Origin of the sequence: Modestobacter sp. I12A-02662 (assembly GCF_041028325.1) — a bacterium.
Lineage (GTDB): Bacteria > Actinomycetota > Actinomycetes > Mycobacteriales > Geodermatophilaceae > Modestobacter.
In genome coordinates, this window is sequence record NZ_JABGDE010000002.1 from 384,730 (window position 1) to 401,233 (window position 16,504).

Genomic DNA, 16,504 nt, shown 5'->3' on the forward strand with positions numbered 1-16,504 from the left:
CGGCCTCGGCCAGGACGATCCCGCCGACCACGATCAGGGCCGGCAGCGCGAACAGGCTCTCCCGGAACCGGTAGGCCGCGGCGGTCAGCCGCATGGGCAGCGGGGACCGCACGCGGCTCACCGGCACACCCGCTGCCGGCGCGTCGGCGCAGGCCGTCGCGGCGTGGGTCGCGGGCGGGCCGGGGTCCCGCTGCCCCGCGGCGGCGGGTGGGAGCCGTCGGCCGGACCGAGGGGCACCCGGTCGGGAGGGGGGCGGGGACGGCGGGCACGGGCGGCTCCCCGGGGATGGCGGGCGTCAGCGCAGCGGGTCGAACGGGGCGAGCTCCGGCGGGGCCTCGCCCTTGAGCACCGTCTGGGCCAGCAGCTGCCCGGTGATCGGGCCGAGCGCGATGCCCCACATGCCGTGCCCGCCGGCGACGAACACCCGCGGGGCGGCGGTGGCGCCGACCAGCGGCAGCCCGTCGGGAGTGCAGGGGCGGGAGCCGACCCACTCGTTGCGCCGGTCGTCGAGGTCGACCCCGCTGAGGAACGGTCGGACGGCGTCGACGATGGCGGCGATGCGCCGAGGGTCGAGCGGGTCGGTGGGGCGGCGGAACTCCATCATCCCGGCCACCCGCAGTCGGCCGCTCAGCGGCGTGCACGCCACCCGCTGGGCCGGGAAGTACAGCGGTCCGCGGGGCAGGTGCTCGGCCGGCACGCTGAAGCTGTACCCGCGACCGGCCTGGACGGGCTGCCGGACGCCGAACGGGCCGGCCAGCCGCCCGAGCTCGGCGCCGGTGGCGACGACGACCGCGTCGTGGCGGTGCCGCTCGCCGGTGGTGGTGACGACGGTGACCCCGCTCCCGGTGTGCTCGAGGTCGGCCACGCCGGTGCCCTCGATGACCTCCGCGCCACGGGCGCGCACGCCCTGGCCGAGGGCGCGGACGTACTCGGGCGGGTGCACGAAGCGCTGGCCGGCGATCTGCACCGCGGCACCCACCCGGTCGGTGAGCGCCGGCTCGACGGCCCGCGCCCGCCAGCCGGTCACCGGGGAGAAGGAGACGTCCTGGCCGGCGTCCCGGATGGCCTCCAGCTCGGCGAGCAGCGGTGCGGCCTGCCGCTCCCGGGCGAAGCAGGCCAGGAAGGGCCGCGCCTCGTGGGTCTGGGCGAGCACACCCCCGGCGGCGAGGACGTCGAACGCCTCCAGCGCCCGCTCGTTGAGCGGCACGTAGGCGTCCATGCCCGCCCGCCACCGACGCGGGGTGCTGTGCGCGACGAAGCCGGTCAGGAAGCGCAGCAGCGTCCGGTCGGCGCGCAGCGGCAGGTACACCGGCGACCGGGGACTCGCGACCGCGCGCAGGCCGTAGCGCAGCACGGCCGGCTCCGGCAGCGGCGCGGTCAGCGCCGGGGTGAGCCATCCGGCGTTGCCCCAGGAGGCGCCGGCGCCGACGGAGTCGCGCTCGTAGACGGTGACGTGCACGCCGGACTCCTGGAGGAACCAGGCGGTGGCGAGGCCGACCATCCCGGCTCCCACGACGGCGACCTGCCGCGGGGTGCCGGGCGCGAACGCCGGGGTGTGCTGATCGTGGGAGGAAGGCATGTCCGCTCCTTCCCCGGCGGTGGGCCGGGGGACTGGTGTGGCCGGGCTCGCCGCCTCGACGGGCGGGTGCCGGTCGGGCCCGTGGTGTCAGGGGAAAGGCGGCTGCGGGGGTGCGGCGGCCACGCGTCGCTCAGCGCGTCTGCTGGCAGGAGACGCAGCCGGCGGCGAACGGGCGGAACTCCAGCCGCTCCAGGGGGATGGGCGAATCGCAGTGCACGCACCGGCCGTAGGTGCCGGCGTCCAGCCGGGCCAGCGCGGCGTCGATCTCCTCGATCGTGTGGAGCAGGGTGGCGGCCCGGCTGAGGGCGACGGCATCGGGCACCGAGGTGACCGTCTCGGCCAGGGCGAGCTCGCGCTGGTCGACGCAGTCGGCGCGGTGGGTCTCCAGCAGGGCCCGGAAGGGCGCCCAGTCCGGAGCCGAGGTCGCAGAGGTGGGAGCAGCGGTGGGGAGCAGTGCGGTCATGGGTGTTCTCCTGGGACGACGAACGAACGCGTCCCGCCGGAGCGGGACGCGGAGGACGGGGACGGGGCCCGGTGGGGGGTCAGCGAACCCCGGGCGGCGCCCGGTCCGAGTTGCGGCGCAGCACGTCCAGGCCGCGCAGGCCACGCGCGCGCAGGCTCATCGCCAGGGCCAGCCGCGCCCGCCGGGAACCGGCGACGGACGGCACCCGCGGGGTCGCCGGAGGGTGACCGGAGCGGTGGGCCCGGTCATGGGTGCGCGCATCCGGGATCACCTCCTGGTCGCCGTGGGTCGCGGTGGGTCGCCGTCGGTCGTGGGTCGGCGGCACGGGCGCGGTCGAAGGGCTCGGAGTCGGGCTCGCCCCAGCGCCTCCGCGGGTCTGAGCTCAGCCTGCCCGCCCGCGGTTGGCCGGGAAAGGGCAACGACCGGCCAACCGGCGCGGACCGGAGCTGCCGACCACCGGCAACTTCCTCGGTCGCGCCACGCCCCCTGCGGCAGCCGGCGGGCCGGGGAGCGGTGACACCGTGCGTCCCGAGCGGTAGGACGGAGGGGTGGACGCGGCGCCACTGATCGGCCGGGCCGACGCCATGGCCGTCGTGCGGTCCGCCGTCACGCGCGTCGGCGCGGGCAGCGGCGGGGTCCTGCTGGTCGTCGGAGAGGCCGGGGTCGGGAAGTCCCGGCTGCTCACCGAGGCGGCGGGGCTGGCTCGGGAGCACCGGGTGGAGGTCCTCCGCGGACGGGCCACGGACTCCGGGGGCGCCTACCGGCCGCTGACCGAGGCACTGCTGCGCGGGGGAGCCGGCGACCTGGACCCGGCGACCGTGCCCGCGCCGTACCGCGCCGCCCTCGGCCGCCTGCTGCCCGGCTGGGCCACGGTCTCCGCGACCGCGCCCGAGGGCAGCGTCGACCCGGTGCTCGTCCTGGGTGAGGCGGTCGTCCGGGTGCTGGACGCGCTGGTCGGCGGACCCTGCCTGCTCGTGCTCGAGGACCTGCACTGGGCCGACGCCGACACGCTGGCGCTGCTGGAGTACCTCGCCGATCGGCTGCGCGACCGGCCCGTGCTGGTGGCGGCGTCCGCGCGCGACGACGAGCCGGGGTCCGCTGCGGTGGACCGGCTGACCGCCGGCCCCGGTGTCCGCACCGTGCCCCTCGCCCGGCTGAGCGCGGCGGAGCTCGCTGCACTCGCCGACCAGCGGGCGGCCCACCGGTTGGGCGCGGACGAGCTCGCCCCGCTCGTCGCGCGGGCCGACGGGCTGCCCCTGCTGGCCGAGGAGCTCGTCGACGAGGCGGTACGGACGGCCCGCGTCCCGGGGCCGTCCGGCCTCCCGGGGCCGTCGGTCCCGCGGACGATGACCGCGCTGGTCCGGCGCCGGCTCGGCCGCCTCGACGCCATGGCGCAGGAGTGCCTGCGGGCGGCCGCCGTGACCGGCACGGACCCCGACTGGGAGCTGCTGCCGACGGTGGTCGGCCGGCCGGAGGACGTCGTGCTCGGCGCCGCCCGTGCCGCCGCAGACGCCCACCTGCTCCACGAGGACGCCGGCCGGCTGCGCTGGCGCCACGCGCTGATGCGCGAGGCCGTCCTCGCCGGCCTGCTCCCGCCCGAACGTGCGGCCCTGGCCCGGCGGGCCGCCGAGGCCCTGCTGGCCCGCGGCCGGGCCGAGGACGTCGCCCGTGCCGCCGAGCTCCTCGCCGAGGGCGACGACCGGGACCGGGCCGCGACCCTCTTCCTGGGGCTGGCGCGACAGGACCGGGCGACCGGCGCGCTGCGGCGGGCCGAGCAGCTGCTCGACCAGGCGGCCCGGACGGGCGCCGCTCCGGCTGAGGTGGCCATCGAACGGGTCGCCGTGCTGACCGCCGTCGGCCGCATCGGGGAGGCGCTGGACGCCGGGGTAGAGGCGCTGCCGTCGGCGACGGGCGAGCTGCACGCCGAGCTGTGCCTGCGGCTGGCCCGCACGGCCGTGGCCGCCCGGCGGTGGCGGGACGCCGAGGACTACGTCCAGCGGGCCGGACGCCCGGAGGACCCGCGCTCGCTGCTGCTGGCCGCCGATGCCGCGTTCGGCGCCGGCGACGTCGAGCGCGCCGGCCCGCTGGCCACCGCTGCGGTGACGCGGGCGGAGGGGTCCGGCGGTCCCGCCGTCCTCTGCGAGGCGCTGGACGTCGCCGGCCGGGTGGCCCGGCTGCGCAGCCCACCGGCCGCGCGGGCCGCGTTCTCCCGGGCCGGGCAGGTGGCCGAGGAACACCGGCTCGTCCCGCAGCTGGTCACCGCCCTGCTCGGGCTGGGGACGGTGGAGCTGCTGGAGGGCGAGGTCTCGCAGGCGCTGCCCCGGGCCAGGGAGCTGGCCGCGGCGGCTGGTCTGCTCGGCCAGGCCAGCGCCGCCGACGTCATCCTCTTCGACTCGGTCGTCGTCGAGCGGGGCCCGCGGGCCGTGGAGGAGCCGGCCCGGGTGCTCCTCGACCGGGGGACGCGGCTGCGCATGCCGGAGGTGCAGGCGGCCAGCGCGTTCGGCGTCGCCCTCGCCCGGGCCGCGTCGGGGGACCCGGCGGGCATGGAGGCGGCGCTGGCCCGGCTCCCGTTCTCCGCGGCCTGGCCGGATGCCGACCCGCTGGTGGCCGGCGTCCGCGCCCTCCCCCTGCTGCTGGCGCACGACCTCGCCGGCGCCAACGCGGTGCTCGACGTGGGCCTCACCCGCCTGGTCGGGCACCGGGTGGCCGCACCGCTGCACCAGTTCGGGCTGTGGGCGCTGCTGCGGACGGCGGTCGACGACCGGGGAGCGGCCGCCCGGGACGTGCTCCGCGAGCTGCCGGCGGTGCTGCGGCCGGCCAACCGGGGGGCGCTGCACTACGCCGACGCCGTCGCCGCCGGGCGCCGGGGCCGTCCCGACGAGGCCGTGGCGCTCTTCGCCCGGGGGGAGGTCGACCTCGCCGGCGTGCCCTGGCTGCACCGGCTGCTGCGCCTGCTGGCCCTCGAGGCCGCGGTCGCCGACGGCTGGGGCGATCCGGTGCCGCTGCTCCGCCACGACCTGGCCGAGCACGAGCGGGCCGGCGAGCACCAGCTGGCCCGCACCTGCCGGGACCTGCTCAAGCGGGCCGGCGCGCCGACCCGGCGCGGCCGCGGCACGTCGGCCGTGCCCGGCGTCCTGCGCGCCGCCGGCGTCACCAGCCGCGAGATGGACGTCCTCACCCTGGTGTCCTCGGGGTTGACCAACGCCGAGATCGCCGCCCGGCTGTACCTCTCGCCCCGCACCGTCGAGACCCACGTGGCGAGCCTGCTGGCCAAGCTCGGCGCCGCCGACCGCGGCCAGCTCCGCAGCCGGGTCGCCGCACTGACCCCGTAGCCGGGTCGCTTAACTCCGTGGCCGGTACGGATCCGCTCGCACGTCCCCCCCGGCGACCGTGGAGCGCACACGACCGCACCCGACCGGGGAGAGCTCCTGATGTCCCATGACCACCAGACCTACGACGTCCTCGTCGTCGGTGCCGGCCCGGCGGGTCTCACCACCGCCGCCGGCCTCGCCCGGGCCGGGATCCGCGTCCTGGTCGTCGAGAAGCACGCGGGTACGTCGATCTTCCCGAAGGCGTCCGGCGTCCGGCCGCGGACCATGGAGATCCTCCGGTCCTGGGGCCTGGAGCAGCGCGTCCTCGCGGTTGGTCAGGACGTCCGGCTGGAGCTGGGGATCTCCTCCGTGCTGGCCGCTCCCCTGGTGGCGGTGGAGTCCCTCGGCGCCCCCGCCGCGCACTACGTCGCCACGATGAGCCCGACGTCGTTCGCCTTCGTCCCGCAGGACGACTTCGAGCCGGTGCTGCTCGAGCACGTGACCGACCGCGGCGGGGAGGTGCGCTTCCGCACCGAACTGGCGGGCTTCGGGATCGACGACGGCGGCGTGCGGGCGAGGCTGCGTCCCCGGGCCGGCTCCGCGGCGGAGTACGAGGTCCGCGCCCGGTACCTGGTCGGCGCGGACGGCCCGCGCAGCAGCGTGCGCCGTGCGCTGGGCATCGAGATGGAGCACCTGGGGTCGGAGGGGTGGCACCTGACGGCGCAGTTCGCCGCCGACCTGGACGCGGTGGTCCCGGACCCGCCGTTCGCGCTGCACTGGGTGACGGCACCCGGTGCGGAGGGGCTCTTCGTCGCCTCCGGCCGGCACCGCTGGGGGTACGGCTGGGACGCGGGGGCCGACGACGTCGCCATGCCCACCCCCGAGCAGGTGGCCGAGCGCATCCGCGCGTCCGCCGGCCTCCCGGATCTCGACGTCGAGGTCCAGGGCGTCTTCGCCTGGGCGTTCGCCGCCGAGAACGCCGCGCGCTTCCGCAGCGGTCCGGTGTTCCTGGTCGGGGACGCGGCGACCCGGACGACGCCGCGGCGGGCCACCGGGATGAACACCGGCATCGCGGCGGCGCACAACCTGGCGTGGAAGCTCGCCTGGGTGCTGCGCGGCTGGGCCGACGAGGCGCTGCTGGACACCTACGAGGAGGAGCGCCGCCCGGTGGGGCTGGCGAACGCGCTGCGGTCGCTCCAGCTGCGCGAGGGCCCGCACGAGGCGTCGGGTCGCGAGGACTTCGGCGTCACCTACGCGTCGGCGGCCATCGCGCCCCCCGAGCACGTCGATCCACCGGCGACCATCGGTGAGCGGGCCGCGCCCGGTCGCCGGGCACCGCACGTCTGGCTGGACGTGACCGGTCGCCGGATGTCCACGCTCGACCTCTTCGACGGCCGGCTGACGCTGCTCACCGGCCCGGGGGGCAGCGACTGGTGTGCCGCCGCGCAGCAGCTCGCGGCCGGCGGACCGCCGCTCGCGGTGCTCCGGTTGGGGCTGGACCTGCCCGATCCGGACGGCTCGCTGGCCCTCCGGTACGGCGTCGGGGAGCGCGGTGCCGTCCTGGTGCGTCCCGACGGGTTCGTGGCCTGGCAGACCTCCTCGGCCGCGGGCGACCGGGCGGGGCTGCTCGGGTCGGCGGTCGACCTGGCGACCGGGCGCTCGGCCGCGATCGACGTCGCCCAGCTGTCGGCGTGAGCCGGCCGGCACCCGCCGACCGGTCGACCGGCGATCGGGACCGGCCGGACGGAGCCCCGCGGACGTACCGTGGGGCTCCGCGCCTGTCGAGTCCTCAGTGGAGGCGACATGACTGCCTCTCTCGTCCACCTCGGGCTGATCGTCGGAGGTGTGGTCGCCGCCGTGGGCGGGATGGGCTGGCTGGCCCGCCTCGCCTTCGGGTCCGCGGAGCTGCCGGGCCGGGGCCGGCGACCGGTGGAGCCGGCCCCGCCGCCGCACCGGCCGATCGAGGTCGTCGCCGCGGACCTGCGCCGGCTCGCCCGGCAGCTGGAGCGCGTGCCGGCCGGTGTGCCGATGGCCCGCCGCCGTGGCCTGCAGGCTGCCTACGACGACGTCCTGGTCGAGGCGGCGCTGCTCCTCGCGGTGCCGCACACGCTGGCCGACCGGCCGGACGGGCGGGCCCGCGACGTGGAGCGGCTGCGGCTGCGGGCGGCCGTCTCCGACGCCGGGCTGGTCTGCGACTGAGTTCCCGCGACGCGGCTCAGGACCGGTCGGCCGGCCCGGCGACGTCGGCCTCCACCGCGGCTGCGCCGACGCCGAGAGCGGCGAGCACCCCGGTCCCGTCCTCGACGGCCAGGACGGCGAGCAGCAGGTGCTCGCTGCCGATCGATCCGGCGCCCAGGCGCTGGGCCTCCGTGAAGGTGCGCTCGAGCGCGTCGCGGGCGTGGGCGTCGAACGGGATGAGGTCGGGCACGGTCGCCACGGCGGGCGGCAGGGTGGCCGAGGCGGTGCGGACGACGTCGTCCAGCGAGGCGCCCTGGGCGGTGACGGCGCGCGCGGCAGCGCTGCCCGGGTCGGCGACCAGCGCCAGCACCAGGTGGTTGACGGTGATGGTGTCGTTGCCGGCCGCGCGGGCCTTCTCCTGCGCCGTCACCACGGCGGCGCGCGCCTCGTCGGTGAACCGGCTGAACCCCTGACTGGGGTCCAGCGGCGCGACGCCGGACTCGCCGCGGGCGACGAAGCGCTTCTGCGCCGCCTGCTTCGTCACCCCCATGCTCCGGCCGATCTCCGACCAGGAGGCACCCGCCCGCCGGGCCTGGTCGACGAAGTGGCCGATGAGGGAGTCGGCGACCTCACCGAGGTGCTCGGCCAGCACGACGGCGTCGGTGAGCCGGTCGAGGGGTTCGGCGTGCGCGCCGGCGATCGCGCCGATGAGGTCGTCGAGGCGGACCTGAGGGCCGGGGGAGGCGGTCATGCGTCAACCCTAGGTTGACGGCGCACACCCGTCAACTGGTGGTTGACGGCCGTGGAGCCCGGCAGATCTGCCGACCTGCCGGGCCCGGCGGTCAGGCGGCCGGCGGCGCGAGCACCTGGTCGAGGATGTAGACGGTCGCGTTGGCGGTCTGCACGTCGCCGCAGATGACACCGGCGTCCATCTGGCCCAGGACGGTGCCCTCGGCCGCGACGGTGAAGTCCTCCCCGGAGCCCTCGATCGTCACCTGGTCCCCGTTGAGGGTGGTGTGCGTGCCGGCCAGCTCGTCCGGGGCGAGCCGGCCCTCGATCACGTGGTGCGTCAGCACCGCGGTCAGCTGCGCCTGGTCCGCCAGCAGGGCGTTCAGCGCGTCGGCCGGGACCGCCTCGAACGCCGCGTTGGCCGGGGCGAGCACGGTGATGTCGGCGGCGGAGTTCAGCGAGTCGCCGAGCCCGGCGGCCTGGACGGCGGACACCAGGGTGGACAGCGCCGGGTTGTTGCTGGCCGCGGTGGCCACCGGGTCGTCGGTCATGCCGGCGAAGCTGCCCTCGCCGTCGGCGGGCACCGCCGCGCAGCCGGCACCGAACGGCTCGGCCATGGCGGGCATCGCACTGCTCTCGGCCGACGGCGAGGAGCTCTCCATGCTGCTGCTCGTGTCGCTCGCGGGGGCGCTCGCGTCGGCGGAGTCCTCGGCGCCGCAGGCGGTCAGGCCGAGGGCCAGGACGGCCGCGGTGCCGAGGAGGGTGCCGCGGGTCAGCAGGGTGTTCTTCACGGGATGGTGCTCCTGTCCTGTCGGGGGCGACGGCCGGATCCGGCGTCGCGGTCAGGTGGTGCACCGGCCGCAGGGTGCGACCGGGGAACGTCCCCGGCGGGTGCCGGGCACGGGTCTGGGGGAGGGGTCCGGCGCAGGGGCCGGAGGGCGTCAGGCGGCGGTCACCCGGATCGAGTGCCAGCCACTGGCGCCGTCGGGGAAGGGGTCGGCCCGCCGCTCGGTCTGCACCTCGCCGTCGGCCCCCGTGGCGCGGACGGTGAGGGTGTGCGGACCCGGTGCGAACTCGACGGGGAGCACCCACTGCCGCCAGAGGTCGGCGTCCACCGCGGGGGAGAGATCGGCGTCGGCCCAGTCCTCGTCGTCCACCCGGACCTCGACCCGGGCGATGCCGCGGGTCTGGGCCCAGGCGACGCCGGCGACGGCGCGCCGTCCGGCGGGGAAGCGGCGCAGCGCAGCCGGGGTGTCGATGCGTGAAGCGGTCTTGATGGGCGCCTCGGCGGCCCAGTCGCGTCGGACCCAGTACGGGTCGAACGCGTCGAAGGTGGTGGCCTCGATCCGGGTCAGCCACTTGCACGCCGACACGTAGCCGTACAGGCCGGGGACGAGCATGCGCACCGGGAACCCGTGCTCGACCGGCAGGGGCTCGCCGTTCATGCCGATCGCGAGCATCGCGTCCTCGACCGCCAGCGCCGCCCGGGTCGGGGTGCCGATCGTCATCCCGTCCACCGAGTGGCAGACCAGCTGCGAGCTGCCGCTGCGCACCCCGTTCTCCCGCAGGAAGGCGCCCAGCGGCACCCCGAGCCAGCGGGCGGTGCCGGCCAGCCCGCCGCCGACCTCGTTGGAGACGCAGGTGAGGGTGATGTCCCGCTCGATGAGGTCCGTGCGCTCGTACAGGTCGGCGAGCGTGTAGCTGCCCGGGGAGTCGAACATGCCCGCGGTCTCCAGCCGGTGGTCGTCCGGCCGCACCAGCGGCGCGACGATCGCGGTGTCCACCCGGTAGAAGTCCCGGTTGGCGGTGAACAGCGGGGTCAGGCCCGCGACGCCGGCGGCCAGGTCGGCCCCGGCGGGCACCGCCGGGGCGGGGGATGCCGGGCGCGGCAGGGTCAGGGCCGCCCGGGCCTCGGCGACGTCGAACCGCCGGTTCAGCAGCCGGCCACCGAACCCGCCCGCCGCGGCCACCCCGACCGCCACCCCGCTGGTGAGGAAGAAGCGGCGCCGGTCCAACGCCACGCCCTTGCGGTCGCCGTTGGCCAGCACCTCCCGCAACCGGTCGACGGCCTGCCCGTCGCGCGGTCCGGCCGCGGGACGGCCCGCCGACGGTGCCGACCCGGCGACCGGGCGGGTCAGCGACCGGAGGAGCAGGAGGAGCACGGTGATCCCGGCGGCGGCGCCGGCCACCGAGGGGAGCGCATCCAGGGCCCTCCCGGCGGGCCGCAGGACTGCCGCGGCGGCGCCGAGCAGGCCGAAGGCACCGATGCCGGCGACGCCGAGGCGGGCGCTGCGCAGCGAGCCCAGGCCCAGCAGCAGCGCGGCGAGCGCGAGCAGCACGAGGGTGCCCACGACCAGGGCCACCTTGTCCTGCTCGCCGAAGGTGGCGATGGCGAACGCCTTCACCGGCTCGGGCGTCAGCGTGATCACGACGTCGCCGACCGCGACGACCGGGGACGACGACGGCCCGACCAGGCCGGCGACCAGCTCGGCCACCCCGAGGGCCACCGCGGCCGAGACCAGGCCGGCCAGCGCGCCCAGCGGCCGGCGGCCGGCGGGGCGTGCCGGCAGCTGCCGGTTGGGCCGCTCCTCGGTGGTGGTCACGGGAGTTGTTCGTGCCCGACCGCCCGATCGGATTCACCCCACCGCGAGATCGGGTGCCTCAGGCGCCGGGCAGCGGCTCCGCGCGGTGCGGCTCAGCCCTCGACGACCGCCGGGCTCAGCCGGGACCGGCCGGCCCGCGGGTGCGGCCCCGGAGCGGCCGGGACCCGCCGGCAGGGCTCGGGCACGATCCGCTGCAGCGCCGCGGGCAGCCGGTCCCAGGTCGCCGCCTCGAGCCAGACGCCACCCAGCGCCTCGACCCACCGCGGGTCGGCGGCGCACCGCTCGGTGAAGGCGTCGGCGTAGGCGTCGGTGTGGTGGGCCAGCAGGTCCTCCAGCGGGCCGGCCGCCAGGTGCGCCAGGTACTCGGCGTCGCCGTCCGGGTCCCGCACCATCGCGTCGAGCACGTCGACCGGCAGGTCGCCGTCCCGGACGGCGTCCTCCACCCGATCCAGCGCCCACCGGTGCCCGCCGGCGTCCCCGCCCCCGCGGGAGAGCTCGTGGTGCCGGCGGTAGGCCGGGACTGCGTCCGCCCACGTCAGGTCCATGGCCGCACACCCTGCCGCATCGGAGGCCGATCTTGAAGAGCTCGCTCCGCGCCCGGGCGAGCGGTGCGATCCGCCGGTGACCACCTCGGGTGAGGGCCGTTCCCCGTCGCGGGGAACGGCCACCGGGGCGAGGTGATCACAGCGGGCGCGGCCGCGGCGCGGGACCGGACCCCGGGGACGGCGCCGGCGGCCCGTCCGGGCGCTGCGCCGGGGTGATCCGCGGCAGCTCGCTGGTCAGCCAGCGGACCGGGCGGCGCTGGGCCGGCCGGCGGGCGGCCAGGAAGTCCAGCGCGATCGCCGCCGTCCACGACTGGTCCCGGCTGCCCAGCGTCTCGCCGGTCATCGGCTCGTAGTACTCGGCGAAGTCGCAGTCGATGAGCTGGGACAGCCCGGCCAGCCGGAGCTGGTTGGCCGCCTCCTGCTCGCCGGACCGGTTGAGCGCCCAGGCCATCAGCCAGTTGAGCACCGGCCACTGCGGCCCCCGCCAGTAGGTGCGCTGCCGGAAGGCCGGGGAGGCGGGGGAGACCGACGGCACCACCGGCCACCGCAGCCGGGGGTGCCCGCACCAGCGCGGGCCGAGCAGCAGGTCGCGCTGCCGGCGGGTGAGCGCCTCGTCGCCGCCGCACAGCAGCGGGGCGAAGCCCGCGGCGCTCTCGACGTCCAGCCACTTCCCGGTGCGCAGGTCCAGGTCGCGGGCCAGCCCGGTGCTCGGGTCGACCGAGCGCAGCACCCCGGTGCGGAAGCGGCGGGCGATCGACCGGGACCGCTCGACCCCGCCGGCGGCCCCGCCGCCGATGCCGAGGTCCTCGCCCATGTCGGCGAGCAGGTCGCTGGCCGCGGCGAGCAGGGCCGAGATCAGCACGTCACCCACGACGAAGTCGCCGGTGGCCCGGTAGACGGCGTCGTCGTAGCGGCTGAGCACCTTCTGCTCGAGCAGCCAGAGGTAGCGGGCGTACTCGGCGTCGGTGGGCCGCTGCGAGGGGTCGGCCACGTGGGCGAGGTCCGCGCGCACGAACGGGGGCATGTCCGGCTGGGGGTGCACGTGGGCGTACGGCTCGTCCCAGCGCGGCGAGTCGTCCATGCCGGACTCCCAGCCGTGGTGGATCTCGACCAGGCCGTAGGTGTAGGGGTCGCGCGCGGTGGCGAGGTACTCGTGCCAGGCCAGCCACTGGTCGAAGGTCTCGACGACGAACTGCTCGGCGAGCTCCTGGTCGGCCCCACCCCGCCGCCGGGCGTCGTGCAGGATCCGGGACAGCGCGATCACGTGGATCGGCGGCTGGCAGATGCCGGAGGTGGGCACGTCGGCCGGGCGGGCCGCGGCCACCTGCGTGCGCCAGCGCTCCGGGCCGGGGAAGTAGTCGCTGGGCTGGTGGAACAGGATGTGCGGGATCATCCCGCTGGCCCACTGCCCGGTCAGCAGCGTGCGCAGCTCGGCCAGGGCACGGGGCACGGAGACGGTAGCGATGCCGAGCGCGACGAAGCCCGCGTCCCAGCTCCACATGTGCGGGTAGAGGGTCGGCGAGGCGACGGTGAACGCCCCGCGGTCGTTGGCCTTGAGCACGTAGCCGGCCCGGCCGGACATCAGCCCGATCTCCACCGCGCTGGGCTGGGACACGGTCATCCGGGTCTGCTCCTCTCGCCGCTGCCTCCGATCCTGCCCCCCGCGGACCGCCGCCGCTGCCAGTTCACCGGGATGTCACGCAGCGGTGGTGGACACCGCTCGGCCGGCCCGCCCCGCCGGCGGCCGCCGCGCCACCACGGCGCCTGCGCCAGCAGGTACAGCACGACGCCCACCACGAGCATCAGCCCGGCGCGCAGCCAGGTGCCGGCCTCCTGCTGCCACAGCAGCAGCAGGACGACGGTGTTCGCCAGGGTGCCCAGGTCACCGGTCAGGGTCAGGCCCATGGCAACGGCCGTGGTCACCACGATCGCCACCCACGGGGTGCGCCGACGGGGGAGCACCCGGCCCGGCCGTCAGGTGGTGCCGCCGGGCCCGCGGTGGGCCTTGACGACGACGAGCACGTCCTCGCTCTCCAGGGTGCCGATCAGCGGGTCGTCGAAACGCAGGGTCCGCCCGCCCCGGGTGACCGACAGGACGACGTCGCGCAGCTGCCGCGGGCTCAACCCCACCTCGGACTGGGTGACCGTGCGCTGCTGCAGGTCCAGCCCGCGGCCGGCGGTCAGCAGGTCCTCGACCGCGGCCACCACCCGCGGCTGGTCGGTCGACAGGCCGAGCAGCCGGCCGGAGGTCGCGGCGGTGGTGATCACCATGTCGGCCCCGGACTGCCGCAGCAGGCTGGCGTTCTCCTCCTCGCGGACGCTGGCCGTGATCGGCACCGTGGGGTTGAGCTGGCGGACGGTCAGGGTGATCAGCACCGAGGCGTCGTCCCGGTGGGCGGCCACGATCACCGCGCGGGCCTTCTCGACCGAGCTGCGGCGCAGCACGTCGGTGCGTCCGGCGTCCCCGACGATCCCGGTCAGCCCCGCCGCGGTCGCCTCGTCCACGGCCCGCTGGTCGGTGTCGACGACGACGATGTGCTCGGCGTCCGTCCCGGTGGTCAGCAGGGCGCGGATGGCGCTGCGCCCCTTGGTGCCGTAACCGCACACGATGACGTGCTGACGCAATCGGGACCTCCACCGTCGGACCCGGAACTCCTCCCGCGAGCGCTCGGTGAGCGCCTCCAGGGTCGTTCCGATGAGCACGATCAGGAACATGATCCGCAGCGGCGTGATCACGAAGATGTTGACGAGCCGGGCGCCGGGGGTCAGCGGCGTGATGTCCCCGTACCCGGTCGTGGAGAGGGTGACGGTCGAGTAGTAGACGGCGTCCAGGAAGGAGATGCCGATCTGGTCGCCGTCCCGGTAACCGTCCCGGTCCAGCCAGACGATGAACACGGTGCACGCCAGCACGACCGCCGCGATCACGACCCGCCGCCCCACCTGCCGGGCCGGCGAGGCCTCGATGTGGGGCAGCCGGACGCCGGTGTGGTCCTCGTTCAGCACGCCCGTCCCCCGCTGGTCACCGGCGCGACGATAGCCACCGCGGAGGGTCCCGGCTCGAATACGGGGCGTCACAGCGATTCCCCGGGGCGCACGACGGGCGTCCCGCCGTCGTCGTCCCGGAGCCCCTGCATGGGGCACACCGTAGGTCGTGCCCGGGAGGTCAGCTCCCGGAGCAGGACGGGGACCTCGGGCGCGGCGGCCCCGGGCACCGTCCCGACCGCGCCCGGTCGCCGGGGAGGGCACCGCCGGCTCCGCTCGGTGACCGACGCGCGCGCCGCCGCCACCTCGCGCAGCCGGATCGGGGCGGGAGCTGTGCGATCGGCGGGCGGGGCGGGCGGCGAGGGTCGCCGTCCGGGTCCGCGGGGGTCCTCGTGCGCACCGTCCTCCGGCTGCCCGCCGCCGCGGCCGTCGCCGTCCTCGTGGTCCTGCTCGCCGTGCTGGTCCCGCCGGCCGGGGGTGCCCCCGACCGGCAGGGGATGGAGCAGCTGCTGGTCATCGGCCACCGCGGCGCATCCGGCCACCGTCCGGAGCACACCCTGGCGTCCTACGAGCTGGCCGCCCGGATGGGCGCGGACTCCATCGAGTGCGACGTGGTCAGCACCTCCGACGGCGTCCTGGTGTGCCGCCACGAGAACGAGATCTCCGGCACCACCGATGTCGCCGACCACCCGGAGTTCGCCGACCGGTACACGACCAGGACCGTGGACGGCGTCGAGCTCTCCGGCTGGTTCACCGAGCACTTCACCCTCGCCGAGCTCCGGACCCTGCGCGCGGTCGAGCGGCTGCCCGGCGTGCGGCAGGAGAACACCCTCTACGACGGGCTCTTCGCCGTCCCCACGCTCGCCGAGTACCTCGAGCTGCGCGAGGAACTCAGCGGGGAGCTGGACCGCGAGGTCGGCGCCTACATCGAGACCAAGCACCCGACGTACTCCGACTCGCTCGGGCTCTCGCTGGAGGAGCCGCTGGTGGCCGACCTGCGCGCGGCGGGCCTGGCCGACGAGGGCGACCCGGTGTTCCTCCAGTCCTTCGAGACCACCAACCTGCGGGAGCTCGACGCCGAGGTCGACGTGCCGCTGGTCCAGCTGCTGTCGGCGACCGGCGCCCCGGCCGACCTGGTCGCGGCCGGTGACCCGCGCACCTACGCCGACCTGTCCACCGCCGCCGGGCTCGCCGGCATCGCGGAGTACGCCGACGGCGTGGGCCCGGCCAAGGAGCAGGTGATCCCGCCGGCCGCGGACGGCACGCCGGCGGAGCCGACGTCCCTCGTCGCCGACGCGCACGCGGCCGGGCTGCTGGTGCACCCCTACACCTTCCGGAACGAGAACTCGTTCCTGCCCGACGAGCTCGATCGCGGCACCGATCCGGCGGCCTACGGCGACGCCCTCGGGGAGCAGCTGCGCTTCTGGGCGGCCGGGGTCGACGGGCTCTTCACCGACCAGCCGGACACCGGTGTGCTGACCCGCGACCTGTTCCTGGAGGACGCTGCGGGCTGACCGCTCGCGCGCGGGGTCAGCGCTCGGCGAGGTGGCGCAGCACGGTCTCGCCGATGTCCCGCATCGCGGCGACCTGCTCGGGGGAGAGCTGGTCGAACAGGTGCGACCGGACGCCCTCGACGTGCACCGGGGCCGCCGCCTCCAGCGCGGCGAACCCCTCGTCGGTGAGGACGGCGAGCTGCCCCCGGCCGTCCTCGGCGCAGACCTGCCGGCGCACCCAGCCGCGTTCCTCGAGGCGCGAGACGGCGTGCGACAGCCGGCTGCGGGAGGACAGGCAGCGCTCGGCGAGCTCGCTCATCCGCAGCTGCCGGTCCGCGGCCTCGGACAGCTGCACGAGGATCTCGTAGTAGGCGTGCGAGATGCCCGTCTCCCGGGTCAGCTCGCGGTCCAGCCGGTCCTCCAGGAGCATCCAGCTGTACATGTACGCGCGCCACGCGCGCTGCTCCTCGGCGTCCAGCCACCGGGTCGATGCCGCCGCGGCCGGGCCGACGGCCGTCGTCCGGGTGGGGGACGACACGTCACTGCTCATGTCATGAGGGTAGTGGCGGAATACTCAAGCGCTCAACTACGCTGTGCTCAGCGAGACAGTCAAACGCTCAA

At 76.6% G+C, this 16,504-nt stretch carries 15 protein-coding genes; 4 read left to right on the plus strand and 11 right to left on the minus strand.

All coding sequences use genetic code 11. The features are described from left to right. Positions 1-295: 295 nt before the first annotated feature. The 3 genes from HL189_RS02310 to HL189_RS02320 form a co-directional block, all read right to left on the minus strand. Positions 296-1,579 (minus strand): NAD(P)/FAD-dependent oxidoreductase, encoded by a 1,284-nt coding sequence (locus HL189_RS02310; protein ID WP_369132085.1) that lies wholly within the window; start codon positions 1,577-1,579, stop codon positions 296-298. A gap of 130 nt (positions 1,580-1,709) precedes the next feature. Then, positions 1,710-2,042, minus strand: a complete 333-nt coding sequence (locus tag HL189_RS02315) for a TraR/DksA family transcriptional regulator (RefSeq protein WP_369132086.1) — start codon at positions 2,040-2,042, stop codon at positions 1,710-1,712. Positions 2,043-2,121: 79 nt separating this feature from the next. Further along, the gene (locus tag HL189_RS02320) at positions 2,122-2,247 is read right to left on the minus strand and encodes a hypothetical protein (RefSeq protein WP_369132087.1); all 126 of its coding nucleotides are present in this window, start codon (positions 2,245-2,247) and stop codon (positions 2,122-2,124) included. A gap of 343 nt (positions 2,248-2,590) precedes the next feature. On the opposite strand from HL189_RS02320, the gene HL189_RS02325 reads away from it, so the two are divergent. From HL189_RS02325 to HL189_RS02335, 3 genes are all read left to right on the plus strand, one after another. Continuing rightward, the gene (locus tag HL189_RS02325; RefSeq protein WP_369132088.1) at positions 2,591-5,374 is read left to right on the plus strand and encodes an AAA family ATPase; all 2,784 of its coding nucleotides are present in this window, start codon (positions 2,591-2,593) and stop codon (positions 5,372-5,374) included. Between the two features lie 99 nt (positions 5,375-5,473). After that, positions 5,474-7,048, plus strand: coding sequence for an FAD-dependent monooxygenase (locus HL189_RS02330; protein WP_369132089.1), 1,575 nt, complete (start codon positions 5,474-5,476; stop codon positions 7,046-7,048). A gap of 108 nt (positions 7,049-7,156) precedes the next feature. Next, positions 7,157-7,552, plus strand: coding sequence for a hypothetical protein (locus HL189_RS02335; protein ID WP_369132090.1), 396 nt, complete (start codon positions 7,157-7,159; stop codon positions 7,550-7,552). 16 nt (positions 7,553-7,568) lie between these two features. On the opposite strand, the gene HL189_RS02340 is transcribed toward HL189_RS02335, so the two are convergent. The 7 genes from HL189_RS02340 to HL189_RS02370 all read right to left on the minus strand — a co-directional run bounded on the left by HL189_RS02340 (position 7,569) and on the right by HL189_RS02370 (position 14,411). Beyond that, a complete protein-coding gene (locus tag HL189_RS02340) occupies positions 7,569-8,282 on the minus strand; it encodes a Clp protease N-terminal domain-containing protein (protein ID WP_369132091.1) in 714 nt (237 codons plus the stop codon). 91 nt (positions 8,283-8,373) lie between these two features. Then, positions 8,374-9,051: a fasciclin domain-containing protein gene (locus tag HL189_RS02345; RefSeq protein WP_369132092.1), complete on the minus strand. Its 678-nt coding sequence runs from the start codon at positions 9,049-9,051 to the stop codon at positions 8,374-8,376. A gap of 150 nt (positions 9,052-9,201) precedes the next feature. Next, complete coding sequence (locus tag HL189_RS02350) at positions 9,202-10,863, minus strand: molybdopterin-dependent oxidoreductase (protein ID WP_369132093.1); 1,662 nt, start codon at positions 10,861-10,863, stop codon at positions 9,202-9,204. Positions 10,864-10,955: 92 nt separating this feature from the next. Then, the gene (locus HL189_RS02355; RefSeq protein ID WP_369132094.1) at positions 10,956-11,408 is read right to left on the minus strand and encodes a DUF6869 domain-containing protein; all 453 of its coding nucleotides are present in this window, start codon (positions 11,406-11,408) and stop codon (positions 10,956-10,958) included. Positions 11,409-11,544: 136 nt separating this feature from the next. Continuing rightward, positions 11,545-13,029 (minus strand): glycoside hydrolase 100 family protein, encoded by a 1,485-nt coding sequence (locus HL189_RS02360; protein WP_369132095.1) that lies wholly within the window; start codon positions 13,027-13,029, stop codon positions 11,545-11,547. Continuing rightward, positions 13,026-13,331, minus strand: a complete 306-nt coding sequence (locus HL189_RS02365; RefSeq protein ID WP_369132096.1) for a hypothetical protein — start codon at positions 13,329-13,331, stop codon at positions 13,026-13,028. Before HL189_RS02365 ends, HL189_RS02360 begins: the two co-directional genes overlap by 4 nt. Before the next feature lie 51 nt (positions 13,332-13,382). Beyond that, positions 13,383-14,411 (minus strand): TrkA family potassium uptake protein, encoded by a 1,029-nt coding sequence (locus tag HL189_RS02370; protein ID WP_369132097.1) that lies wholly within the window; start codon positions 14,409-14,411, stop codon positions 13,383-13,385. Between the two features lie 371 nt (positions 14,412-14,782). Here HL189_RS02370 and HL189_RS02375 point away from each other — a divergent pair, with 371 nt between their 5' ends. Next, positions 14,783-15,904, plus strand: coding sequence for a glycerophosphodiester phosphodiesterase (locus tag HL189_RS02375; protein WP_369132098.1), 1,122 nt, complete (start codon positions 14,783-14,785; stop codon positions 15,902-15,904). Positions 15,905-15,920: 16 nt separating this feature from the next. Here HL189_RS02375 and HL189_RS02380 read toward each other — a convergent pair whose 3' ends face one another. Continuing rightward, positions 15,921-16,433 (minus strand): MarR family winged helix-turn-helix transcriptional regulator, encoded by a 513-nt coding sequence (locus HL189_RS02380; RefSeq protein ID WP_369132099.1) that lies wholly within the window; start codon positions 16,431-16,433, stop codon positions 15,921-15,923. Positions 16,434-16,504: the final 71 nt, after the last annotated feature.